The organism is Mesorhizobium sp. P2_E9, from assembly GCF_056403815.1.
Window position 1 is genome coordinate 31,915 of the sequence record NZ_JBFUET010000017.1, and the last position, 21,955, is coordinate 53,869.

Annotated in this window: 23 protein-coding genes and 1 tRNA gene; 11 read left to right on the top strand and 13 right to left on the bottom strand. The window is 62.1% G+C overall.

What is annotated here, in order from left to right:
• The first annotated feature begins 113 nt into the window (after positions 1 to 113).
• Together AC1D05_RS27090 and AC1D05_RS27095 are read left to right on the top strand one after the other, a co-directional pair.
• Positions 114 to 467 carry a gamma-butyrobetaine hydroxylase family protein gene (locus tag AC1D05_RS27090; RefSeq protein ID WP_477444768.1) on the top strand — a complete coding sequence of 118 codons (354 nt, stop codon included), beginning with the start codon at positions 114 to 116 and terminating at the stop codon, positions 465 to 467.
• A gap of 71 nt (positions 468 to 538) precedes the next feature.
• A complete protein-coding gene (locus tag AC1D05_RS27095; protein ID WP_477444769.1) occupies positions 539 to 1,150 on the top strand; it encodes a pyridoxamine 5'-phosphate oxidase family protein in 612 nt (203 codons plus the stop codon).
• Between the two features lie 147 nt (positions 1,151 to 1,297).
• Here AC1D05_RS27095 and AC1D05_RS27100 read toward each other — a convergent pair whose 3' ends face one another.
• Complete coding sequence (locus AC1D05_RS27100; RefSeq protein ID WP_477444770.1) at positions 1,298 to 1,750, bottom strand: MarR family winged helix-turn-helix transcriptional regulator; 453 nt, start codon at positions 1,748 to 1,750, stop codon at positions 1,298 to 1,300.
• 47 nt (positions 1,751 to 1,797) lie between these two features.
• Here AC1D05_RS27100 and AC1D05_RS27105 point away from each other — a divergent pair, with 47 nt between their 5' ends.
• On the top strand, positions 1,798 to 2,709 hold the full coding sequence (locus AC1D05_RS27105; protein WP_477444771.1) for an alpha/beta hydrolase: 912 nt from the start codon (positions 1,798 to 1,800) through the stop codon (positions 2,707 to 2,709).
• 69 nt (positions 2,710 to 2,778) lie between these two features.
• Here the strand turns inward: AC1D05_RS27105 and AC1D05_RS27110 are convergent, their stop codons facing one another.
• Both AC1D05_RS27110 and AC1D05_RS27115 read right to left on the bottom strand, forming a co-directional pair.
• Positions 2,779 to 3,174: a rhodanese-like domain-containing protein gene (locus AC1D05_RS27110; RefSeq protein ID WP_172228906.1), complete on the bottom strand. Its 396-nt coding sequence runs from the start codon at positions 3,172 to 3,174 to the stop codon at positions 2,779 to 2,781.
• A 143-nt stretch (positions 3,175 to 3,317) separates the two neighbouring features.
• A complete protein-coding gene (locus AC1D05_RS27115) occupies positions 3,318 to 3,932 on the bottom strand; it encodes a TetR/AcrR family transcriptional regulator (protein WP_477444772.1) in 615 nt (204 codons plus the stop codon).
• A 99-nt stretch (positions 3,933 to 4,031) separates the two neighbouring features.
• Here AC1D05_RS27115 and AC1D05_RS27120 point away from each other — a divergent pair, with 99 nt between their 5' ends.
• Together AC1D05_RS27120 and AC1D05_RS27125 are read left to right on the top strand one after the other, a co-directional pair.
• The gene (locus AC1D05_RS27120) at positions 4,032 to 4,778 is read left to right on the top strand and encodes a 3-oxoacyl-ACP reductase family protein (RefSeq protein ID WP_477444773.1); all 747 of its coding nucleotides are present in this window, start codon (positions 4,032 to 4,034) and stop codon (positions 4,776 to 4,778) included.
• Between the two features lie 210 nt (positions 4,779 to 4,988).
• Positions 4,989 to 6,875: a L,D-transpeptidase family protein gene (locus tag AC1D05_RS27125; RefSeq protein WP_477444774.1), complete on the top strand. Its 1,887-nt coding sequence runs from the start codon at positions 4,989 to 4,991 to the stop codon at positions 6,873 to 6,875.
• Positions 6,876 to 6,878: 3 nt separating this feature from the next.
• Here AC1D05_RS27125 and AC1D05_RS27130 read toward each other — a convergent pair whose 3' ends face one another.
• From AC1D05_RS27130 to AC1D05_RS27140, 3 genes are all read right to left on the bottom strand, one after another.
• Positions 6,879 to 7,361, bottom strand: coding sequence for a hypothetical protein (locus AC1D05_RS27130; protein WP_477444775.1), 483 nt, complete (start codon positions 7,359 to 7,361; stop codon positions 6,879 to 6,881).
• A 115-nt stretch (positions 7,362 to 7,476) separates the two neighbouring features.
• Positions 7,477 to 8,217, bottom strand: a complete 741-nt coding sequence (locus tag AC1D05_RS27135) for a lysozyme inhibitor LprI family protein (protein ID WP_477444776.1) — start codon at positions 8,215 to 8,217, stop codon at positions 7,477 to 7,479.
• A 145-nt stretch (positions 8,218 to 8,362) separates the two neighbouring features.
• Positions 8,363 to 8,620: a PepSY domain-containing protein gene (locus AC1D05_RS27140; RefSeq protein ID WP_477444777.1), complete on the bottom strand. Its 258-nt coding sequence runs from the start codon at positions 8,618 to 8,620 to the stop codon at positions 8,363 to 8,365.
• Positions 8,621 to 8,811: 191 nt separating this feature from the next.
• Between AC1D05_RS27140 and AC1D05_RS27145 the strand changes: the two genes are divergently transcribed.
• Positions 8,812 to 9,084 (top strand): hypothetical protein, encoded by a 273-nt coding sequence (locus AC1D05_RS27145; protein ID WP_477444778.1) that lies wholly within the window; start codon positions 8,812 to 8,814, stop codon positions 9,082 to 9,084.
• A 35-nt stretch (positions 9,085 to 9,119) separates the two neighbouring features.
• Here the strand turns inward: AC1D05_RS27145 and AC1D05_RS27150 are convergent.
• A tRNA-Val gene (locus tag AC1D05_RS27150) sits at positions 9,120 to 9,194 on the bottom strand.
• Positions 9,195 to 9,332: 138 nt separating this feature from the next.
• Positions 9,333 to 10,019, bottom strand: a complete 687-nt coding sequence (locus tag AC1D05_RS27155) for a phosphoglycolate phosphatase (RefSeq protein ID WP_477444779.1) — start codon at positions 10,017 to 10,019, stop codon at positions 9,333 to 9,335.
• Positions 10,020 to 10,191: 172 nt separating this feature from the next.
• Here AC1D05_RS27155 and rpiA point away from each other — a divergent pair, with 172 nt between their 5' ends.
• The 4 genes from rpiA (at position 10,192) to AC1D05_RS27175 (ending at position 14,263) form a co-directional block, all read left to right on the top strand.
• The gene (gene rpiA / locus AC1D05_RS27160) at positions 10,192 to 10,923 is read left to right on the top strand and encodes a ribose-5-phosphate isomerase RpiA (RefSeq protein WP_477444780.1); all 732 of its coding nucleotides are present in this window, start codon (positions 10,192 to 10,194) and stop codon (positions 10,921 to 10,923) included.
• Entirely contained in the window at positions 10,910 to 11,548 is a 639-nt protein-coding gene (locus AC1D05_RS27165) for a DUF2059 domain-containing protein (RefSeq protein WP_477444781.1), read from the top strand. Before rpiA ends, AC1D05_RS27165 begins: the two co-directional genes overlap by 14 nt.
• Before the next feature lie 120 nt (positions 11,549 to 11,668).
• Positions 11,669 to 13,057, top strand: coding sequence for a glutathione-disulfide reductase (gene gor / locus AC1D05_RS27170; RefSeq protein WP_477444782.1), 1,389 nt, complete (start codon positions 11,669 to 11,671; stop codon positions 13,055 to 13,057).
• Between the two features lie 42 nt (positions 13,058 to 13,099).
• The gene (locus tag AC1D05_RS27175) at positions 13,100 to 14,263 is read left to right on the top strand and encodes a serine hydrolase domain-containing protein (protein WP_477444783.1); all 1,164 of its coding nucleotides are present in this window, start codon (positions 13,100 to 13,102) and stop codon (positions 14,261 to 14,263) included.
• Positions 14,264 to 14,311: 48 nt separating this feature from the next.
• On the opposite strand, the gene mgtE is transcribed toward AC1D05_RS27175, so the two are convergent.
• The 3 genes from mgtE to AC1D05_RS27190 form a co-directional block, all read right to left on the bottom strand.
• Complete coding sequence (gene mgtE, locus AC1D05_RS27180; protein ID WP_477444784.1) at positions 14,312 to 15,676, bottom strand: magnesium transporter; 1,365 nt, start codon at positions 15,674 to 15,676, stop codon at positions 14,312 to 14,314.
• A gap of 271 nt (positions 15,677 to 15,947) precedes the next feature.
• Positions 15,948 to 17,840, bottom strand: coding sequence for an ABC transporter ATP-binding protein/permease (locus AC1D05_RS27185; protein WP_477444785.1), 1,893 nt, complete (start codon positions 17,838 to 17,840; stop codon positions 15,948 to 15,950).
• 372 nt (positions 17,841 to 18,212) lie between these two features.
• Positions 18,213 to 18,614, bottom strand: a complete 402-nt coding sequence (locus tag AC1D05_RS27190) for a DUF6252 domain-containing protein (protein ID WP_477444786.1) — start codon at positions 18,612 to 18,614, stop codon at positions 18,213 to 18,215.
• Between the two features lie 265 nt (positions 18,615 to 18,879).
• On the opposite strand from AC1D05_RS27190, the gene AC1D05_RS27195 reads away from it, so the two are divergent.
• Entirely contained in the window at positions 18,880 to 19,314 is a 435-nt protein-coding gene (locus AC1D05_RS27195; protein WP_477444787.1) for a hypothetical protein, read from the top strand.
• Between the two features lie 31 nt (positions 19,315 to 19,345).
• On the opposite strand, the gene AC1D05_RS27200 is transcribed toward AC1D05_RS27195, so the two are convergent.
• Positions 19,346 to 20,026 carry a DsbA family oxidoreductase gene (locus tag AC1D05_RS27200; protein WP_477444788.1) on the bottom strand — a complete coding sequence of 227 codons (681 nt, stop codon included), beginning with the start codon at positions 20,024 to 20,026 and terminating at the stop codon, positions 19,346 to 19,348.
• Between the two features lie 16 nt (positions 20,027 to 20,042).
• On the bottom strand, positions 20,043 to 21,863 hold the full coding sequence (locus tag AC1D05_RS27205; protein ID WP_477444789.1) for an extracellular solute-binding protein: 1,821 nt from the start codon (positions 21,861 to 21,863) through the stop codon (positions 20,043 to 20,045).
• Positions 21,864 to 21,955: the final 92 nt, after the last annotated feature.

The window sequence follows — 21,955 nt, forward strand, 5'->3', positions numbered from 1 at the left end:
TCGATCTTTGGTAACATCCCCCGGCCGACATCGAATGTCGGCCGGTTTCAAACGGCCTTTTCCCCTTTCGCGAAGCGGCGTAGGGAAGGGCAATCGATACGGGATCAAACAGCATGACCGCACCAAAAGAACTCAGGGTCTCCAAGGACCGCAAACTGCTGTCGGTCACCTTTCCCAACCACCAGCCATTCGAATTGCCGGCCGAACTGCTGCGCGTCGCCTCGCCATCGGCCGAGGTGCAGGGTCATTCGCCCGAACAGCGGGTGACGGTTCCCGGCAAGCGCAATGTGGCGATCCTGAAGATCGAGCCGGTCGGCAACTACGCTGTGCGCATCACCTTCGATGATTTCCATGACACCGGCATCTTCACCTGGAACTACCTGCACACGCTCGGCCATGAGAAGGATGAACGCTGGAATGCCTATCTAGGGGAGCTTGCGGAAAAAGGCTTGAGCCGGGACCGCTAAACTCATCCCGTCGCTGTCGTCAAAACGTCATCGATGTGGAGTAGCGCCGGCAAAGGTTCGGAGACGAAAAGATGTCGCACATCACCAAGGTCGAACAGCTCGAAGCGCTCTATGGCGTTCCAGGCGAAGCCTCGCTGGTCAAGGAACTCGACCACGTCATTCCCGAATATGCCGCCTTCATCGAAGCCTCGCCCTTCGTCGCGCTTGCCACCAGTGGCCCGGAGGGACTGGACTGTTCGCCGCGCGGCGATCTCGCCGGCTTCGTGCGTATCATTGATCCGAAGACGCTGATGATGCCGGACCGGCGTGGCAACAATCGCGCCGATTCGCTGCGAAACATCATCCGGGATCCACGCGTCGGGTTGCTGTTCCTGGTGCCGGGCTCCGGCACGACGCTGCGCATCAACGGGCGAGCCCATATAACCACCGATGCCGAACTTTGCGCATCGTTCATGGTGGACGGCAAGGCGGCGCGCTCGGTAACCGTCGTCGATGTCGATTCGGTCTATTTCCAATGTGCGCGGGCCATCGTGCGGTCGGAGCTTTGGAACCCGGCCAAGCATGTCGACCCGAAATCGCTGCCGACGCCTGGAAAAATCCTGGAAATCACCAGCCGCAAGAACATCGATGGTGAAACCTATGACAAGGAATGGCCGGAACGGGCGAAGAAGACGATGTGGTAGCCGGTGCACCGAGATTCAGGTGAGGCTGGCCTGCAAATGGCGGCCTCCTGCGCTTCCGGTGCTCACGTACTTTAGTACGCTCCGCTCCGGTTCTCGGAAGCCACCATTTTCGGCGCATCCTGACCTGAATCTCGGCACACCTTGGTGCTAGGCTTCCTTTAGCACATCGTAGATCTTGCGCATCTGTTCGCCAATCATGTCGCATTGTTCCGGCGTCGACTGGCTCATCGCCTTCTCGATCAGCGCCATGTGTACTTTCAGCGCCTGCATCAGCAGCGCCTCGCCGGCTTCGGTCAAGGCGAGCCGCAAGATGCGCTTGTCCTTCTCATCGCCTTCGCGGCGCAACAGGCCACGCGTCTCCAGCTGCGGCAACAGCATGGTGATGTTGGAGCGGCCGACGAGCAGATTGCGGGCAAGGTCGTGCTGCGACATGCCGGGATGGCGGTAGAGGTTCATCAGCACATCGAGCTGCGCCGGCTTGAGATCGAGCGGCGCGAGTTTCACCGCCAGCGTGCGCTCCAGCACATGGCAGGCGCGCGCCACCGCGACCCAGTTCCGAAAACGCGGGTTGTCCCAGGGTAGCTCTTGTTTATTGTTCATCTTTGAACTATTATGTTCATGCTTGAACGTATGGATGGATTCTCACTATGGCATCAATCGGGCTGAAGGTCATCCGGAGCGTATTTGGTGCGGCCGAACATATTGCGCCACGCATCACCGGGCGCGCGGCTTTCGAATTGTTCTGCCGCACGCCGAGCGCCAAAGCGCTGACCGACGGTGAGCGCCGCGCCATCGGCCGTGCCGCGGAGTTCATGACCGAGGCGCGCCATCATCGGCTGAAGACGGCGACCGGCTGCGTCATGGTGCACGAATTCCGGCCGGAGCCGGGCAGGGCCGCTCTTGGCACTGTGCTTGTCGTTCATGGCTGGCGTTCGCGCACTGAATATATGCGCGCCTTGATCGAGGGCTATCGGGCGGCCGGCTACAGGGTCGTTTCCCTTGACCTGCCGGGCCATGGCCATTCGCAGGGACGGAACCTCAACATGGTCAATGCGGTGGAAGCGGTAAGAGTTGCCGGCGAATGGTTCGGCCCGTTCGTCGCGGCGGTGGGGCATTCCTTCGGCGGCGCCGTTGCCGCCAATGCCGTTGCCGGTTCGGTCAAGAACATTCCGCCGCTGGCGGCTGGACGGCTTGTGCTGATCGCAGCACCCAGCTCCTTGCCGGCGATTTTCGCCGACTTCAGCCGCATGCTCAATGTCGGACCGCGCTCACAGGTCGCTATGGCGGACCGCGTCGAGCACTTGTCCGGCCGGCCGCTACATGAATTCACCGGCGACCGCCAACTCGCCCAGGCACCTGTGCCGACGCTGGTGATCCACGCGCCGGACGATCGCGAAGTGCCGGCTGAGCATGCGAAACGCTACGCTGGTGCCGGCGGCCATGTGCGGCTGCACTGGGCCGATGGGCTCGGCCACCGCCGCATTCTGGCGGACAAGGGCGTGGTCCAACGCGCCGTTGCTTTCGTCGCGGAGCACCGTGAGCCGTCGCTGCTGCATTGAGACGCGGTCATCGTTCCATGCATGTCGTTGTCTCAAAACCGGGACCACTTTTGAGCGACATGCATTGGGCTATTTCTTTTTCTCGCCAGGCTCGACGGGCAGTCCGGCCGCCTTCCAGGCGGTGTAGCCACCAAGGATGTGCTTGACCGGCGCAAGCCCCATGTCCTGCGCCGTCTTGGTGGCCAGCGCCGAGCGCCAGCCGCCGGCACAGAAGAAAACAAAACTCTTACCCGAGGCGAAGAACGGCTTGTGATAGGGGCTTTCGGGGTCGATCCAGAACTCCAGCATGCCGCGGGTGACATGTTTGGCGCCGGGTATTTTTCCGTCGCGCTCTACCTCGCGTGGATCGCGCAGGTCGACGAAGATTGTACCTTCGTCGTCGAGCAATCCTGACGCTTCCTCCGGTGAAACCACTTCGATCTCGGCGTTGGCTTCGTCCAGCAGTTCGCGATAACCTTTTTTCACCGGCTTTCCCCTCTACCCGCGCATTGGCTGGCTGTCTGAAGCGCGTCGCGCTTCAGCTCATTGTTTTATGCATGTCGTTCTCCCAAAACCGAGATCATTTTGGGCGACATGCATTGAATCTCCACCACAATGGCCGGCGTTTGTCACGCTCTGTCGGTGCCCGCCAGCGTCTGCCAGGCAGCCATCGCACCGGTGACCGTCGCCATCAGCGCGGTGCATGAGGCGCCGTCGCGCGCCTGGATCGACATGCCGTGCTGCACCGTGGCGTAGAAGGTCGCGGCGGCGCCACAGTCGAATTTCGCCGGCAATTCGCCCTCGGCCACGCCGCGCTCGAGGCGCTTGCGCAGGGCTGTAAGGTTTTCAGCGCGGCGCCGGCGCAAGTCCGCGCAGATGGCACCGCTGCTTGAATCCTCGTGCAGTGCACCCAGTGCAATCAGGCAGCCCTGCGGGCGATCGGTCTGCGAATAAGCCTTGGCTGTCTGCCGCAGGAAATTCTCGATCGCCTGGCATGCCGTCGATGCCTCGTCCAACGCGGCCCAGATCTCTGTTCCTTCGGCTTGCGTGTAATATTCGGTCGCTTCGAGTAACAGCGCTTCCTTGCTGCCGAAGGCGGCATAGAGACTGGGCGAATTGATACCCATCGCCGCGGTCAGTTCGGCAATCGAAGTGCCCTCATAGCCTTTGGCCCAAAACAGCTCCATCGCGCGCCGCAAGGCTGCGGTTCGATCGAAAGTGCGGGGACGGCCTCTTTCCGACATGACACTCTTTCTGTGTTGATCGATACATAAATCAGTTGACGCGACCGGACAAGCCTGACAGGTATTTGTGTATCGATCACTACATAACTGGAGAAACCAATGTCTTCCAGTAATTTGAACGGCAAGGCGGCGCTGGTCACCGGCGGCAGCCGCGGCATCGGGGCGGCGATTGCCCGGCGCCTGGCTGCCGATGGCGCCGATGTTGCGCTGACCTATGTGCATGGCGAGGAACAGGCCCGCTCGGTCGTCGCCGAGATCGAGGCCAAGGGCGGCCGCGCCATTGCTATCAAGGCCGATAACCGCGATGCCGAAGCAATAGGCAAGGCCGTGGATGACACCGTCGTCGCCTTCGGCCGGCTGGATATCCTGGTCAACAGTGCCGGCATCTGGCGCGCGGCCCCCATCGACACATTGTCGCTTGCCGATTTCGACGAGACCATGTCGGTCAATCTGAGGGCACCGTTCATCGCCTCGAAAGCGGCAGCGGCGCATATGGGCGAGGGCGGCAGGATCATCTCGATCGGCAGCAATCTCGCTGAACGCGTCACCGACACCAGCCTCGGCGCCTACTCCGCCAGCAAGGCGGCGCTGGTCGGTTTGACCAAGGCTCTGGCGCGCGATCTCGGCGCACGCGGCATCACCGCCAATGTCGTCCATCCCGGCTCGACCGATACGGACATGAACCCGGCTGATGGGCCGCATGCCGAACACCAGCGCCAGAAGATGGCGACGCCGCGATTCGGCAAGGCCGATGACATCGCCGGCATGGTTGCCTGGCTCGCCGGTCCGGAAGGGCGTTTCGTGACTGGGGCCGCATTGACCATCGATGGCGGCGCCAACGCCTGATTTTCTGGCGTTCGTCAGGCTGGAGCGAAAACACCCCCGCTCCAGCCGTAACGATGTTGTGAAACTGTTCTGCAACAGGCTTTCCGAAATTTATGAAAGCTTAACGAAATCGGTATGAATCGGTATAGTCACGCCTTACATCCGCCATGCGGTGAGCGAGACGGTCTAGCGTGCGGAACGGGAACCGGTTGCGACCGGAGCGGGTGATTCATGAAATTCCTCGGTAAAAATGCAACCGCAATGCCGCTGATGGCGATCGCGGCAACGCTCGCCCTGGGTGCGCCCCAGGCAGGCGCGCAAGGGCTCTTCGACATGCTGTTCGGTGGCGGCATCAAGCACCAGCCGCAGGGCGAGTTTCCGCCTCCGCCGCCAAAGTACAGACCCAAGGCCCCAGCCGGCGGTGGTGGCGGCGGTGCAAAAATCAGCAGCCCGTCCTACTACACCTACAAGGCCGACAGACTGGTGCGCGTCGACTTCTCGACGCTGTCGGCAGCACCGCAGCCGGCGACGGCGCAGGACGCGGCGTTCGTTCCGTCGGCAACAGGGGCTGCTTTCCATGACGCCATTGCCGGTCTCAGCGACTATGAACTCTATGCCGAGCCCGACATCGCCAAGGCGCTGATCGCCTACTACTCGGCCAATCCGGACTTCATCTGGGTGAACGGAACCAGCCCCAACAGCCGCGCCCAGGACGCGGTGCGCGTGCTCGGCGAGGCAGCGAGCTACGGCCTGACGCCCGCCGACTATACGGTCGAAGTACCTGCCACCAGCGCGTCGTCGGCCGACGCCAATGCGCAAGTGAAAGAGTTCGTCCGCTTCGAGATGGCGCTGTCGGCCCGGGTGCTGCGCTATGCCCGTGATGCCCAGAACGGCCGCGTCGATCCCAACCGGATGACCGGTTACTATGATTTCCCGGCAAAGCCGATCGACCTGGTAGGTGTGCTGAAGACATTGGCGCATACGCAGGAAGTGCGCACTTACCTCGAATCGCGGCATCCGCAGAATGCCGAATACCAGGCGTTGCGCGTCGAGCTGGAATCGCTGCAGGCGAGCGCCGAAAACGAGATCGTCGTCGATCCCAAGCTGCTGCTGAAGCCAGGCGAAACCAGCCCGGAACTGCCGAAGCTGCTGACGTTGATCGCACGCAGTCTCGATGACGAGATGGGCGGCACCTATGGCGAACTCTTGTCGCGGCTAGGGACCAGCGAGGTCTACGTTCCAGAACTGGTTCCGCTGATCAAGGCGGTGCAGGTGAAGGAAGGCATGAAGGGCGACGGCGTCATCGGTCCGCGCACCGTCGCCTTGCTGGCCGGCACGTCGAAGGCCGACAGGCTGCTCAAGGTGCAGGTGGCGCTGGAGGAACTGCGCTGGCTGCCTTCCGATCTTGGCAGCCCGCGCGTCTTCATCAACCAGCCCGCGTTCACCGCGAGCTACATCGACAATGGCGAGGAGAAGCTGAAGACGCGCGCCGTCGTCGGCCGGGTCACCAACCAGACGGCATTCTTCTACGACCAGATCAAGCAGGTCGACTTCCACCCCTATTGGGGCGTGCCGCAGTCGATCATCGTCAACGAGATGCTGCCCCGGTTGCGCAATGATCCCGGCTATCTCGACCGTGCCGGCTACGAGGTGACGGATGCGCGCGGCAAGCGCATTCCGTCGTCGGCGGTCAACTGGGGCGCGTATGGCGCGAACATTCCCTACAATGTGCGCCAGCAGCCGAGTGAGGCCAATGCGCTGGGCGAGTTGAAGATCCTGTTCCCCAACAAGCATGCGATCTACATGCACGACACGCCGCAGAAATCGTTCTTCAAGCAGGACATGCGGGCGCTCAGCCATGGCTGCGTGCGCCTGCAGGATCCGCGCGGCATGGCGGCGGCGGTGCTCGGCACCTCGGTCGACTATGTCGCCGAGAAGCTGAAGCACGGACATTCGACCGAGGATGTGACGCGCAAGATCCCGGTCTATGTCGCCTATTTCACCGCATGGCCCGACATGTCCGGCAAGGTCGAGTATTTCAATGACGTTTACGACCGCGATTCGCGGTTGAAGCAGGCCCTGGACGCCACAGAGGCGGTTCGCTCGCCTTCGAGCTAATCGTCAACCTTGCGACAGCGGGCGGCGGAAACCTGCCTCCCGCCCGGCGATCAGCCAGTAGATCAATCCGGCGACGAGGCCGGCGGCGGCGATGATGCTCATGTCGGCCCAGCGCTCGGGGTCCATGTCCTCCGTCGGAACCGGCCAGATCAGGAAGAAGCCACCGGCCGCGGCAGCGGCGCCGAAAAACATGTGCATCAGGACATTGCGCAACGAGAAGGATTCGGCAATCAGCGCGAAGATCAGCGTCTGCAACCCGGTCACGACAATCGTCAGAAAATAGACGAACATGCCGAGCGGCGGCACCACCAGGACCGCGATCGGGCTGACGCCCATGATGTCGAAATAGGCCGGCGCGTTTGGCAGGGAACTGAGCGCGGCATAGATCGCAACGACGGCGACCAGACCGACCAATACGGCAACGAGATAGCCGGCCAGCATCATCAGGATGCGTTTCATCACGTGCTTTACCGTCGCCATGCCCATCCCCCAATGCGGCGCAGTTGACCATCTCAGTCAGCCATCAAAGACGGCCCAGTGCAAGGGCAGGCACAGTGCGGGCCGCTTTGGCAGGCTTTTGTGGATCATGGAGCAGGGCCGATCAGGCGCCGCCGCACAGATGCTCGGAGTCCGGCAGCGCCCAGCTTCCCTTGGCGACGAGATCGAGGGAGTAAAAAACCCGGCCGCGGTCATCGCCCTTGGGGCAGTCCCTGGGAATCGCGATCAGGCACATCTCGACGGGTTCGCCGACCTTCGAGGTGGCGAGGCCAGGCTCGCGATCATAGGAGACAGACCCGCCGCCATTGGTGAACGTTGCGGCGCTGCCGCCCTCAGGCGGGGCCGTTTCCAGCGGGTCGTCGCCAAGCCGCGTGGTCAGCGTCTTGATATGCGTGGTCGCGCATTGCCCGACGGCCGAGGGCAGGGGCTGATCGCGGTTGCCGGGGTTGCGCGCAGCGGCATCCAGCGCCTTCTTGCCGATCAGCGCGATGTTGTAGTCCTGCACCCATGACGGCGCATTGCCATAGGTCTGCAAAGCGTTGTTGAGCGCGCTGACGATGCAGGCGGTATCGCTCTTGCAGGCATTGCGGTCGGCGATCAGCCCGCGGGCGATCTTGCGCTTGTCGCCGCCGAATGCCGGCTCGAAATCCTTGTAGGCCTTGGCAACCAGCAGATCGATGGCCGACAGCTGCCGATCGGCACAGATGGCTTTCTCGGCCGGCAAACTTGCCTTAGCGCAGTCGAAAGACGGCCCCTCGGCCCGCGCCGAAGGTGCCGCAAGAGTGCCGCCCGCCAGGATGATGCCAAGCACAAGTAAGACGTCGGTTCGAACGGAAAATCGCATGACTGCCCCCAAGCCAAAGGCGTTGCCCACGCCATCGGGTGCATATCACATACCAAGGATGGACAATTTGCGGCAATCCGATTGGTCATCTCGGCGCGCGGACAAAACGGGTAGACCGTCGAATAGAGAGTATCTGCCGGCGACCCTATTTGGGCTCGGCCGTCACCGGATCGTAGGTGATTTCGACCTTTGCCTTGTCCGAGGTGTAGTAGGTGACGACATAGGCGTCCTTGTCCCAGTCGACCTCTTTCACATAGCGGAAGCCATCGCGCAGCTCGACCTTGGCAAGGATCTCCGACAGCTTCTTGGCATTGGGCGGCGGCAACGGAGTTTCATCCGCGGCAAAGGCCGGCCCGGCGGCGAGAAGAACGGCGACGCTGGTCGCCAGCAGAACTCTGGACATGGCTTTCCCTCAAGTTTCGGTCGACAGAAACTCGCTGGCGCGGTGGTTGGTTCCGCAGCTGGAATGCATGACCATTCAACCCGCGGATTTGCCGCCGCCGAGAAGAAAAGCCGTCCGCCAAAAAACCACGATGCGCCGCTTCACTATTCGTTGTTGTCATATCGCTGGCGGTTCACTTGGGGGGATTCCATATGCGCACGCGTCATCTCGTCATGCTTGCACTGTCAGTGCTTGCCATCTCGGCCGTTTCCATGCCCGTGCAGAAAGCCAGGGCGCTGGAACCGGAACGCTATACGGTCTACTGCGCCGACGACCACATCGAAGTGTCGTTCTGGGATCTCGAGCAGATGAAGGTGCGGAACGGCTCCAATGTCTGCCAGTTCCAGAGCTACACGAGCTACAGCAGCGCGTTGAACTTCGCCCAGAAGAATTTTGGTGGGGAAGGGGCGAGTTGTAGTTGCTGAGGTGTTGGCCTGGAGTGCAATTTTCAGGAGGTAGATGGTGGGCGATGCAGGGATTGAACCTGCGACCCCACCCGTGTGAAGGGTGTGCTCTCCCGCTGAGCTAATCGCCCGCTCGTTGCCCGAAGGCCAAGCGAGCCGCGATATAAGGGAGGCCGGCCGGTTAAGTCAAGGCGGTGTCTGGCGTTCTTCCGAGGATCGGATTGCCGCACTTTCGAGTCTGTTTCCGCCGCGACGCCAGCCGTATCCGATCAGCGTCCTGCGGCGGCGTTGATCAGCTTCTCTGCCAAGTCCAGCGTCAGCGCGTCGAAATGTGAAATCACCGCCGAAGGCTCGAATTCGCGCACATGGCGGTCGGTATAGCCGAAATCGACGGCCACCACCGGAATGCCGGCGGCCTTGGCGGTGTCGATGTCGGTTTGCGAATCGCCGACCATCAAGGCGCGGTGCGGGTCGCCGCCGGCCAGCTTGATGGTCTCGGTCAGGTGGCGCGGATCGGGCTTGCGGAAGGCGAACGTGTCCTGGCCGGCGATCGCCGCGAAATGCCTGGTCAGGCCGAGCGCTTCGATCAGCGCCAGCGAGTTGGCCTCGTATTTGTTGGTGCAGATGGCCAGGAGATAGCCGGCCTTCTCGAAGCGCGCGATCGCCTCGATGACACCGGGGTAGGGGCGGGATTTGCCGGGAATGTTGTCGGTGTAATGATCGAGGAACAGTTTTAGCAGCCGGTCATGCTCGGCGACGTCGAGCGAGCGCTGTTGGGCGGCGTGCGCCCGCTCTATCATCACCCGGCCGCCATGGCCGACGAAACGCTTGAAGCCGGCGTCGTCGACGGCCTGGAGTTCGCTGGCGGCCAGGCTGTGGTTCAGGCTGTCGAGCAGGTCCGGCGCCGTGTCAACAAGCGTTCCGTCGAGGTCGAACACGATGATCGGGCGGGTCATGATCCATCCTGCGCAGGTTTGTGCATCGGCAGGCGATAGCGGCTGCGGCGCGTCAAGGCAAGCAGCGCGGTGGACAGGCGCCCAAAGGCTTTGACCACGGTCAAAAGCTTTGACCCCGCCGGCAAAAATGCTAGGAGCCCAGAACGTAAGGTTTCCCGGGGCAGCAAGCGGCATGGACGCAAGACAGTTGAAGGTCGAGGCCGCGCGGGCCGCCCTTGCCCATGTGACTGACGGCATGCGGCTCGGCATCGGCACCGGCACCACGGCGGAAGAGTTCGTACGGCTGCTGGCCGACAAGGTCGCCACCGGCATGACCGTCATCGGTGTGCCGACTTCGGAGCGCACCGCGGCACTTTGCCGTGAGCTTGGCGTGCCATTGTCGACTTTGGAGCAAACGCCCGAGCTCGATCTCACCATCGATGGCGCCGACGAGGTCGATCCGGAACTGACCCTGATCAAGGGCGGCGGCGGCGCGCTGCTGCGCGAGAAGATCGTGGCCGCGGCCTCGCAACGCATGATCGTCATTGCCGACCGGTCGAAGATGGTCGAGACGCTCGGCCGGTTTCCGCTGCCGATCGAGGTCAACCAGTTCGGCCTGCGCGCTACCGAGATCGCGATAGCCGCGGCGGCTGCAAATCTCGGCCTTTCCGGTCCGATTACATTGAGGATGACGGAAGGCCAGGCTTTTGTTACAGACGGCGGCCATTTTATCCTCGATGCATCTTTTGGCCGCATTCCGGATACAAGAGCGCTTTCGAATGCTCTCCATGCCATTCCGGGCGTGGTCGAGCATGGTCTTTTCATCGGGCTGGCGTCAGCGGCCATCATCGCCGGCGGCGACGGTATCCAAACCGTCCATGCCGCCCGAAAACCAGGGAGTTCTACCGATCATGATGTTGCATAACCGGGTTCGCGGCCTTTGCGTCGTTCTGGCGGCTTCGGCCGTTTTCGCCTTGTCGTCGCCGGCGTTTTCGCAGGACGTCACCGATTCGCACCTGAAGGCGGCGCGGGCGGCGGTCGCGGCGATCCATGCGACCGACCCGTTCGACGGTATCCTGCCGCAGGCGGCGGCCGCGCTCGAATCGCAGCTCATCCAGAAGAATCCGGACATGCAGGAGCTGATCAGCAAGACCGTCAATGAGAAGGCGCTGGCGCTGGCCTCGCGCCGCGCCGATCTCGAAAAGGAAGCAGCCCTTGCCTATGCGAAGGTGTTTTCAGAGAAGGACCTCAATGACATCGCAACTTTCTACAGCTCCGACGCTGGCAAGAAGCTGCTTGACAGCGGTCCGACCGTGACACGTGATTTGGTCAAGGCAGCCGACATCTGGCAGAACGGCGTCGCCCGCGATCTCGCCCAGCAGGTCGGCGAAACGCTGGCAGCGGCTGCCAAGGCTGCTGCTCCGGCCAAGCCTGCACCCGCTGATGGCGCTGCTCCGGCTGACAATGCAGCTCCGGCAGACGGCGCGGCTCCGGCCGATGGCGCCGCACCCGCCGACGGTTCGGCCCCCGCCGACGGCACGCAGAACTGATCCTGCGTTTTCAAATGCGGCCTTGCGGCCATCTGTGAAGCCCGGCTCGTCCGGGCTTTTCTTTTGGCCGTCGGCGGCCTACCTGTCACTCACATTTTCCGACGTTCAAGGAGCCGCGTCATGGCCGGTTATGACTACGATCTCTTCGTCATCGGCGGCGGCTCCGGCGGGGTGAGGGCGGCGCGCGTTGCCGCGGCACTCGGCAAGCGCGTCGGCATCGCCGAGGAATACCGCTTTGGCGGCACCTGCGTCATCCGCGGCTGCGTACCGAAGAAACTCTATGTCTACGCCTCGCAATTTCCGGAACATTTCGCCGATGCCGCCGGCTATGGCTGGACAGTGCCGGAAGCCAGTTTCGACTGGCGCACACTGGTCGCCAACAAGGATCGCGAGATCAGCCGGCTGGAGGCGATCTACAAGAAGAATGTCGAGGGCGCCGGTGGCGAGACCTTCCATTCGCGGGCGATGATCGTCGACCCGCACGTGATCCATCTTCTGGGCGAGGACCGCACCGTTACCGCCGACCAGATCCTGATCGCGACCGGCGGCCGGCCGGCGGCGCATCCAGCGCTGCCCGGCCATGAACACTGCATTTTCTCCAATGAGGCTTTCGACCTCAAGGAGCTGCCGAAGGCGATCATGATCGAGGGCGGCGGCTATATCGCGGTCGAGTTCGCCAACATCTTCCACGGCCTTGGCGTCGACACCACGCTGGTCTATCGCGGCAAGGAGATCCTCAGCCGCTTCGACATGGACCTGCGCCGCACGCTGCACGAGACCATGGAAGAGAAGGGGATCAAGATACTCTGCCATTCGGTGAGCGAGCGGGTGAGCAAGCGGCCGGACGGCCGGCTCGACGCCCTTCTCACCAACGGCCAGACGCTGACGGTGGACCAGGTCATGCTGGCCATCGGGCGCATCCCCAACACCGAGAATATGGGCCTGGAAGGCATCGGCATCGAGATGACCTCGGCCGGCGCGATCAAGGTCGACGCGTATTCCCGCACCAACATCGACAATGTCTGGGCGATCGGCGACGTCACCAACCGCGTGCAGCTGACACCGGTGGCGATCCACGAAGCGGTGTGCTTCATCGAGACGGCATTCAAGGACAACCCGACCGCGCCCGACCACGAGACGATCGCGACCGCGGTGTTCACACAACCGGAAATCGGTACGGTGGGCCTGTCGGAAGACGAAGCCGTCAAGCGTTTTGCCGATATCGAGATCTACCGCGCCAGCTTCCGGCCGATGCGGCATACGCTGTCGGGCCGCGACGAGAAGATGCTGATCAAGCTGGTGGTCGATGGCGCGTCCCGCAAAGTGCTCGGCGCCCACATATTGGGGCCGGATGCCGGCGAAATGGCGCAGCTGCTCGGCATTCCGCTGAAGGCCGGACTGACCAAGGATGATTTCGACCGCACGATGGCCGTGCACCCGACCGCGGCGGAAGAACTCGTCACCATGTACAAGCCGACCTACCGCGTGAAGGACGGCCAGCGCATCTAACCTTTCGTCTGTTTCCAGCGCCTGCGGTAGAGGGAGCATTCAATGTCCGCCACCACCAACTCCACACTGCTTGATCATGGGTTTGGTGGGCGTGTCGATCAGGTCATCGACACGGCCGTCGAGGAGGGGCGCATTGTCGGCGCCGTGATCCTTGTCGCCCGGCGCGGTGAAATCGTCTACAGCCGCGCCGCCGGCCTTGCCGACCGAGAAGCGCAGAAACCGATGACGCCGGACGCGATCTTCCGGCTTGCGTCGGTCACCAAACCCGTCGTCGCGACCGCAGCACTTGCCCTTGTCGAAGCCGGCGTGATCGGCCTCGATGATCCAGTCGCGAAGTTCATCCCCGAGTTCCTGCCGAAGCTGGCGGATGGCAGTGAGCCGATCATCACCATTCGACAGCTGCTGACGCACACCGCCGGCCTGAACTACGGTTTCCGCCAGGCGGACGACGGACCCTATCATCTCGCCAGCGTCTCCGACGGCCTCGATCAGCCCGGTCTCTCGATGGCCGAGAATCTCCGCCGCATCGCCTCTGTGCCGCTGTCCTGCGTGCCGGGAACGGGCTGGGGCTATTCGGTTGCGATGGATGTGCTGGGCGAGGCCATGGCGAGAGCCACCGGCGCTTCACTGCCCGAACTGGTCGATCGCCTGGTCGTCCAGCCGCTCGGCATGCATGATGCTGCCTTTGCGGTGCGCGACCGTTCCCGGCTGGTGACGCCTTACGCCGATGGACCCGGCAAGGCTATCGCGATGGGTGAACATCACCGTGTACCCTTTGGTGACGGTTTCATTTCATTCTCGCCCGGCCGTGTCTTCGCCCCTTCGTCCTTCGCCTCGGGCGGTACCGGCATGAATGGCACCGCCGGCGATGTCCTCAAGCTGCTCGAGGCGCTGCGTTCGGGCGGCGGGCCAGTCATCCGCCCCGAAACGGCCGCGGCGATGGTCACGGACGCGATACCGGGCCTGGAAACCGGCATGCCTGGCTGGAGCTGGGGTCTCGGTTTCAGCATCCTGCGCGACCCGCTCGCCGCATCGACGCCGCAGACGGCCGGCGCCTGGCGCTGGGGCGGCGTCTACGGCCATTCCTGGTTCGTCGATCCGGCGTTGGACCTGGCGGTGGTGGCGCTGACGAATACGGCCATCGCCGGCATGACCGGCGCCTTTCCCGATGCGCTCCGCGATGCCATCTATGGCAGGCAAGCCTGAGCAGGGTAGATCGCCGCCGATCACAGCCGACGGCGGGGACAGGTGCTGCTAGAGCAGCGTGCCGCGCAAAATGACCAGCGCCACCGAGAAATAGATCACCAGCCCGGTGACATCGACCAGTGTGGCGACAAACGGCGCCGAAGCACTGGCGGGATCGAAGCCGATGCGCTTCAGGGCAAACGGCAACATCGAACCCGACAAAGAGCCGAAGGTGACGATGCCGACCAGGGCGGCACCGACTGTCGTGGCGATCAGCGGCCAGTGCGGCCCATAGTCGTAGAAGCCCATATATTGCCAGAGCGCGATGCGGCAGATGCCGACCACGCCGAGCATGGCGCCCAGCACCAGGCCGGTCGGCAGTTCGCGCAGCGCCACTCGCCACCAGTCACGCAGGCCGATCTCGCGCAACGCCAGCGCCCGGATAACAAGCGAGGTCGCCTGCGAGCCGGAATTGCCACCGGAGCTCATGATCAACGGGATGAACAGCGTCAGCACGATCGCCTTCTCCAGCTCACCCTCGTAGCTCTGCATGGCGTTGGCGGTCAGCATTTCGCTGACGAACAGCGCGCACAGCCAGCCGCCTCGTTTCTTGATCATGGAGAGGAAGCTCATCTTCATGTAGGGCTCGTCGAGCGCCTCCATGCCGCCGAAGCGGTGCACGTCCTCGGTCGTCTCCTCGATCATCGTATCGATGATGTCGTCGATGGTGACGATGCCGAGGATCTTGCCGTGGTCGACGACGGGGACGGCGAGCAGGTCGTATTTGGAGATCGTCTGCGCCAGGGTTTCACGATCGGTCAACGGCGTGACCGTGACCGGCACGCGGTCCGGCGCTACCGACAGGATCGGGTCGTCCGGCTCACCGGTGATGAGCCGACGCAGACCGGTCGAGCGCACCAGCAGGTGCGTTTGCGGATCGACGATGTAGATCGCGTAGACGGTTTCGCGCGTCCGCTCGACCTTGCGGATATAGTCGAGCGTGCGCCCGACGGTCCAGTCCGAGGGAACGCTGACGAACTCGGTCGTCATGATCGATGCGGCGCTGCCCTCGGGATAGCCCAGGATGGAAAGCAGGGTCGCGCGCAGCGGCGGCGCCAGTGCACCGAGCAGTTCGGAACGTGCCGGCTCCTCGAGGTCGCGCAGGATGTCTGCCGCACGGTCGACCGACATGGCGGTGAGCAGCTTGCTTGCCTTGGGGCGGGGTAGGGCATCTACGAGTTCGGGCGCCCCTTCCAGTTCAGGCTGATCGAAAATCTCGACCAGCCGCTCGAAGGGTACGGCGCAAAGCAGATCCGTCGCGGTTTCGCGCGATTCATGATTGAGTGCCTCGACCACGTCGGCAACATGGTCGTTTGCAAGGATGCGGGCGATGGCGACGGCCTCGTCGTCCGCGACAGTGGGAAAATCGTTCATGGCTCACTCCTTGCCGTCCGGCAGGACATGAACCATTCAGGTCACGTCTAGGCGGACGGCGGTTGCGTTCGACTAATACTGTCGCCAGGCATGGCGCGGTGACCTTTCCGCTTGCGGGTTCGCGTTTGACTATCAGCAAGCGGGCGCAACATAGGGGCGCGCCTTGCCGAGTCAATCGTTGTGAGGAAGGAAATCGGCGCCTGATAGCTCCGATCGCGACACTGTGATCGCCGACTGCCGTTCTACCCGGCAAGTCGCGGTGAAATCACCGTTATTTCTGCTTCAGCCGACGCGAGAAACGCAGCCATTTGTCCTCGACCGGCCGTGGCTGCGCCAGGATCGTGGTGAGTTCGACAGGGAGCGTCGGAACCAGCGGTTTCTTGGTGGCGACGCCGTCGGCGATCATGACGATCGAGTGGTAGAACTCGGTACCGGCAGCCGATCGCGGCGCCACTGCTTCGTGCATGACGCTGATCACCGTGACATCGGGGCAGTTGTCCTTGATCGCCTGATGGAAGACAATCTTGCCCTCCGGGTCGAGCGCACCGGTCGCTTCGTCGAGGAACAGCAGCCCCGGCTGCTGCAGGATGATGCGGGCCACCACCAGCTTCTGCTTCTGGCCACCCGACAGGACCTGATCCCAGCTTTTACCCTCGCGGCTTTCATTGGCCATTTGCTCAATGAAGTCGCCGAGACCAGCCTTGTGCAGCGCGGACGCGACCTGGGCATCGCCATGGTCATGTTCGGAGCCCGGCAGGCAGACCAGCTGTTTCAGTGACACCTGCGGGAGCTTGACCTCCTGGGCGGCATAAAAACTCTTCACCTCGTCAGGGAAGACGATGGTGCCGTGGCCGTAGGGCCAGAGGCCGTTTATCGCCTTGATCAGTGAAGTCTTGCCGCAACCGGATTCGCCCTTCAGGAAGGTCCACTCGCCGCGCCGGAAGCGCAAATTGGCGGCACTGAGGAAGGGCGTCGCATCCTCGCCCTGATGCGCCAGTTCGAGCTTCTGGATGGTCAGGCCGAAGACCGGGTTCTGGCTGGCATAGTGGAAGTCGGACCGGCCGGTCTTGCTGTAGAACTCCTGCGGATGCTGAACATCCTCGATCGCATTCGCCAGTTCGGTGACACGCTGGCTGTTGGCGCGCAGCGTTGCAATGGCCGGCATGACGTGGATGAACCACGAGCACTGGCTGATCAGCTGGGCGACCATTTCAGAGCCGGTTATATAGCCCTTGTAGTCCAGGCGATTGTGGATGAACGACACGAGACCGGGACCATAGGCGACGATCCGGGCGCCGACGAAGTTGTAGATCAGCTCGAACGACGTGTAGCTGTTGTTGACGACATTGAGCCTGCCCCAGGTTTTGTCGATATCGACATAGAGCCTGTCGTGCATCGACTTTTGTACGCCCTCGCCATGCGAGGCGGCGACATGGAAGCTGCGGCGCAGGAACGTCGTCAGTTCGCTGCGGTAGCTGCCCTCGGCCTGCTGCATGCGGATATTGAGCCGCTCGAGCAGGCGCCCAAGCTTGACTGCAATCCAGGTGTTCAGCGGCACGTAAATGGCGACGGCGAGGAAGGCTAGCACGGCGCTGCCATAAGCGCCGAGGAATTCCAGCCCTTTAACCTCGACCGAGGATCCGATCAGATTTTCGCCGATAAAATAGAGCGAGGTCGCGACACCCAGAACGCCCATGGCGAGACCGATCGCCCCGCCGGTCATGTCCTTGATCGATTCCTGGATGCGCTGGTCGATGTTGTCGGGCGCCACGATACCGCCGGCCGCCGAACCATGCTGGGCATGGAAATGGGTATGATTGCCGTCGAGCAGAGCCTGGTTGAACTGGCTGTTCAGCCAGCCACGCCATTTTCGGTGCAAAGTTGCAGAGACAAGACCGCGCACGCCGGTGAAGCCAGCATCCTTGAGCACGACCAGCACTACCAATATGCCGGCATTGGTCAGAATTGCCTGCAGCGGGTTGGTGTTGGCGGCATCGTGGAAGAAGGCGATCGAATTGCCCAACTCGCCCAATGCCATGGCAAACCAGACGCCGGCCTTGCTGGAAAGCGCCGTCAGCAGCGCGATGACGACGGTGAGCGTCCAGGCTTCTTTCCAGTGGTCAGACAACCAGTAGGCCTTCATCAGCCCCCAGAAACTGCGCATCGAGGATACCGGCGTCAAATGCGACGGCCCTGCGGCGCCGCGGTGTAGTCTATCCGGTACTGACTCCTGCGATCGTTTGCCGATCCGAATCACGATCCCGCCCAAACCTTTTTTGTTTTGTTACGGATGGTAACACCAATTGATCATTTTCCATTAATTTTTGTAGGGGGTCGGCGGGATTGAAGTGCCGGCCGTGTCGGTAAGGCAACAGAACAGCCTTTCCGAGCGTCGCGCGGAAGCCGGCGAAATCGCGATTTAACGCAACGATATCAGATGCTTACTGAGCAATTTTCAAGACGCCTGCACCTTCCCCAAGGGAAGGTGCTCACACGATTTTGTGACTCATTTTGGCGTGCCGGGCGGACTGAACTTTCATTGCGGGCTAACCAAAATTCCCGAAAACAGACCGTCCTTGATGTCTGCTCCCTTGCCGTCATCGTCCTTGCCTGAGGCGGAGAAATGACCTGAAACGGTCTTTGCGGCAGGGTCGTAGGTCTCGATCACCACTTCACCGCTCTTGAACCTGACATGCCCGACCGTGGCGCCGGAATCGAGGATATTGAAGTTGGCGCCATTGGCGGGAAAGCCACCGCCGAACGGATAGGTGCCGACATAGTCGCCTGGCGTTTTCAGCACCAACATCGAATTGAATGTCATCGTCGGCGAGCCCTGCTGGGTCCCCGACAGGTTCAGCACAGGTTTGCCTGCCATCTCCAGCGTCGTGCCCTGGGCGGAGGATGCCGTCCACGGCTTGCCGTCGAAAGTGGCGGTCATGGCCGCGTCCCCGGCATTCGCGGCCGATATGAGCTGCGGGCCTGTCACTGCTGTGAGGCAAAGCAGCAAGAATGAAACGCGACGAAGCATGACGTCCCCCATCGATCAACCATGCTGGAGACACTAGCGCAGAGCTTGGCTGCCGGCGATTCACCAGATCGTCATGCGAAGAGAGCCGTTTGACAAAATACGCACATGAGGTTGAACCTAGCCCGGGGCTGTCGGCACCAATGCATATCAGGTTCTCCAACAAGGAAGCTTACCAATGCTTGCACGCGCAGCCGCCCCCGCAATCCTGTTGCTTTTCGCCTGGCTGCCTCTGGCGCATGCCGGCGATCAATCCATTCCGGCAAGTTCGGAAGGGCAGGTCGAGTTCAATGCTCCCTCTGGTAACATCGGCTGTATCTACACGCCGAAAGGCGGCACCAGCACCTATTCACCACAGGACGGCGGTCCGGAACTGAGCTGCTCACGGGTTGAACCAAGCTACGTGACTGTAATCCTCGGCCCAAAAGGGCCTGCCACCCTAATCAAGAACCCTGGTGAACAGAGCTGTTGCAGCGACGTAGACAAGCTTGACTATGGGAACAGCTGGAGCCAGGGGCCATTCACTTGCCAGTCGTCGACCAGGGGGCTGACCTGCACAGGCAGCAATGGTCACGGGTTCTTCGTCAGCAAAGCCAAGGTGACAGTGCAATAGGCTGCAACGCCCGCGGCGGAAGCGGCCTGCCTCAGCCGACCTTGTCCAGTTCGCCCCGCGCCTTGGCCGCCGCCACCTGCCGGATCGCATCGGCCAGCGTATCGACATCCTGTGCGCCCATGACCGCATATTTACCTTCCAGCAGGAAGCACGGCACGCCGGATATGCCCATGCGCGCCGCCGTGGCGATCTCGGTGCGCACCGCTTCGACATCGGCGTCGGTCGGCAAGAGAGTGGCGACCACGGACGCATCCATGCCGGCCTCACGGGCGGCTTCGACCAGCACGGCATGGTCGCCGATGTTGACGCCCTCCTCGAAATTCAACTGGAACAGGCGACGGACCAGCCTGTTCTGCACGGCTTCGCCGGCGGCACCCGCCCAGCGGATCAGCCGATGCGCATCCAGCGTGTTCGGCGCAACCTTGATGGCATCGAAGGCAAAGGAAATGCCCTCGGCTTCGCCAAGCGGTTCGATGCGGGCATGGATCTCGCGAATGCGCTCGTCGCTGCCGAACTTGGCCAGCATGTACTCGCGGCGGTCCTTGCCTTGCGGCGGAATGGTCGGATCGAGCTGGAACGGACGCCAGCGTATATGCACATCGACATCGCCGACCGCGGCGACCGCCTTGTCCAGCCGCTTCTGGCCAATGAAACACCAGGGGCAGACGACATCCGACACCACATCGACGGTTATGGCGTTCGCTTCACTCATCTCGATCTCCGGATTGTCAGTTCGGTTTGCGCCACCATGTCGGCAGCTGATAACCGAATATGGGCGTCTTCTTCGGATGTTCCAGATAATTCCAGTAAGCAAGCCACTGCTGCGTGTTGTACTGCGTCGGCACCATGTAGTAGCCGGAGATCAGCAGCCGGTCGAGAACGCGAACGGCGGCGACATAATCCTCCTTCGATCGGGCGCGCAGCATCGCTTCGATCGCCGCATCGACCGCCGGATCGGCAACGCCGGCGAGATTGAACGAGCCTTCGGCCTTGGCCGCCTCGGAGCTCCAGCGTCCGAGCTGCTCGAAGCCTGGCGACAGCGAATTGTTGAAGCCGCTCGATCCGATCAAGGCCTCGAAATCGAAGCGCTGCTTACGTGACTGGATCTGGTCACCGTCGAGGCTGCGGATGCTGACGTTGATGCCGATCTTCCCCAAAGTGCGCTGGTAGATGCCGACCAGACGCTCCTCATCCTGCGAAGCAGTCAGGATCTCGAATCCGAAAGGTTTGCCGTCGGGATCGAGCATCGTACCGTCCTGGACATGGTAACCGATGCTTTTCAGGAGATCGAAAGCTGTCTTCAACACCTTGCGGTCCTGGCCCGAACCGTCGGTCACCGGCGGTTTCCAGGTGCCGTCCATGACGTCAGGCGGCACACGGCCGGGGTAGGGGGCGAGCAACGCCTTTTCCCTGTCGTCGGCCGGATGGCCGAGCGCGGAAAGCTCGGAGTTCTGCCAATAACTCATCGTGCGCGTGTACTTGCCGCCGAACAGGTTCTTGTTGGCCCATTCGAAGTCGTAAAGCATGCCGAGCGCGCGCCGAACCACCGGATTGGCGAACTTCGGCAGCCTCGTGTTGAACAGGAAGCCGGTCACGACAGGCGGAATGCCGGTGTCGAAAGTTTCGGCCACCACGTCACCCCTGTGGAAGGCCGGGAAATCCAGATCGCGCTCACGCTTGACCGGATCGCTGTCGTCGTCGATGGCGCAGAGGCCTTTCTTGAAGGCCTCGAGCTTGGCGTTGGCGTTGAGGAAATATTCGATGGTGATCTGGTCGTAATTGTCGAAGCCGCGCTTGGCCGGGACATCCTTGCCCCAATAATTTGGGTTGCGCTTGAACACGATGCGCTGGCCGGGCGCCACCTGGGCAATGGTGTAGGGTCCACTGCCAATCAGCGGCTTCAGCGTCGTCTTGTCGAAAGTCTCCTTGTTGAAAGCATGTTTCGGCAGGATCGGCGTCAGCGCAATGATCAGGGGCGTTTCACGATTGGCCTTCTCGTTGAAGGTGAAGCGCACGCTGTGATCACCGGTCTTTTCAAGTTTGGCGATCAGGCTCATCCGTGCGTTGTAGGGTGGGCGGCCCTTGTCGGTAAAGACATCGTAGGTGAACAGCACATCCTCCGGCGTCACCGGTTCGCCGTCTGACCATTTTGCGTTGGGGTTGAGATGGAATTCGATCGACTTGCGCTCGGGATCCATGTCCACGCTGTCGGCGAGCAAGCCATAGAGACTGAAGGCCTCGTCGTAGTTGCGCTGCATCAACGGCTCGAAAACGAGGTTGCCGTAGTTCAGATCCATCATGCCGCGCGCCGTGGTGCGCAGGCTTTTCAGGATGAACGGGTTGAGGTTGTCGAAGCTGCCGACGACGCAATAGGTAATGTTGCCGCCCTTCGGCGCGTCAGGATTGACGTAGTCGAAGTGGGTGTAGTCGGGCGGCAGTGCCGGCTCGCCCTGCATGGCAATAGCATGCTTCGGTTCCGACATGGCCGGCCGCGGCGAAAGGGTGAAAAGCGATGTCGCGGTGATCAGCCAAACAAGAACGCGGCCCATGACCGTCTCCTTAACAGGTCGGCTTGATGATTCGATGCGCATCCTAGCATGAGGCAGCTGCGTGCCGGCCAATGGTGTCATCAAGAATTACA

Bases quoted from the DNA above. Each gene is read 5' to 3' on its own strand.
- AC1D05_RS27090 (WP_477444768.1), top strand. From the start codon at position 114: ATGACCGCACCAAAAGAACTCAGGGTCTCCAAGGACCGCAAACTGCTG.
- AC1D05_RS27095 (WP_477444769.1), top strand. From the start codon at position 539: ATGTCGCACATCACCAAGGTCGAACAGCTCGAAGCGCTCTATGGCGTT.
- AC1D05_RS27100 (WP_477444770.1), bottom strand. From the start codon at position 1,750: ATGAACAATAAACAAGAGCTACCCTGGGACAACCCGCGTTTTCGGAAC.
- AC1D05_RS27105 (WP_477444771.1), top strand. From the start codon at position 1,798: ATGGCATCAATCGGGCTGAAGGTCATCCGGAGCGTATTTGGTGCGGCC.
- AC1D05_RS27115 (WP_477444772.1), bottom strand. From the start codon at position 3,932: ATGTCGGAAAGAGGCCGTCCCCGCACTTTCGATCGAACCGCAGCCTTG.
- AC1D05_RS27120 (WP_477444773.1), top strand. From the start codon at position 4,032: ATGTCTTCCAGTAATTTGAACGGCAAGGCGGCGCTGGTCACCGGCGGC.
- AC1D05_RS27125 (WP_477444774.1), top strand. From the start codon at position 4,989: ATGAAATTCCTCGGTAAAAATGCAACCGCAATGCCGCTGATGGCGATC.
- AC1D05_RS27130 (WP_477444775.1), bottom strand. From the start codon at position 7,361: ATGGGCATGGCGACGGTAAAGCACGTGATGAAACGCATCCTGATGATG.
- AC1D05_RS27135 (WP_477444776.1), bottom strand. From the start codon at position 8,217: ATGCGATTTTCCGTTCGAACCGACGTCTTACTTGTGCTTGGCATCATC.
- AC1D05_RS27140 (WP_477444777.1), bottom strand. From the start codon at position 8,620: ATGTCCAGAGTTCTGCTGGCGACCAGCGTCGCCGTTCTTCTCGCCGCC.
- AC1D05_RS27145 (WP_477444778.1), top strand. From the start codon at position 8,812: ATGCGCACGCGTCATCTCGTCATGCTTGCACTGTCAGTGCTTGCCATC.
- AC1D05_RS27155 (WP_477444779.1), bottom strand. From the start codon at position 10,019: ATGACCCGCCCGATCATCGTGTTCGACCTCGACGGAACGCTTGTTGAC.
- rpiA (WP_477444780.1), top strand. From the start codon at position 10,192: ATGGACGCAAGACAGTTGAAGGTCGAGGCCGCGCGGGCCGCCCTTGCC.
- AC1D05_RS27165 (WP_477444781.1), top strand. From the start codon at position 10,910: ATGATGTTGCATAACCGGGTTCGCGGCCTTTGCGTCGTTCTGGCGGCT.
- gor (WP_477444782.1), top strand. From the start codon at position 11,669: ATGGCCGGTTATGACTACGATCTCTTCGTCATCGGCGGCGGCTCCGGC.
- AC1D05_RS27175 (WP_477444783.1), top strand. From the start codon at position 13,100: ATGTCCGCCACCACCAACTCCACACTGCTTGATCATGGGTTTGGTGGG.
- mgtE (WP_477444784.1), bottom strand. From the start codon at position 15,676: ATGAACGATTTTCCCACTGTCGCGGACGACGAGGCCGTCGCCATCGCC.
- AC1D05_RS27185 (WP_477444785.1), bottom strand. From the start codon at position 17,840: ATGCGCAGTTTCTGGGGGCTGATGAAGGCCTACTGGTTGTCTGACCAC.
- AC1D05_RS27190 (WP_477444786.1), bottom strand. From the start codon at position 18,614: ATGACCGCCACTTTCGACGGCAAGCCGTGGACGGCATCCTCCGCCCAG.
- AC1D05_RS27195 (WP_477444787.1), top strand. From the start codon at position 18,880: ATGCTTGCACGCGCAGCCGCCCCCGCAATCCTGTTGCTTTTCGCCTGG.
- AC1D05_RS27200 (WP_477444788.1), bottom strand. From the start codon at position 20,026: ATGAGTGAAGCGAACGCCATAACCGTCGATGTGGTGTCGGATGTCGTC.
- AC1D05_RS27205 (WP_477444789.1), bottom strand. From the start codon at position 21,863: ATGGGCCGCGTTCTTGTTTGGCTGATCACCGCGACATCGCTTTTCACC.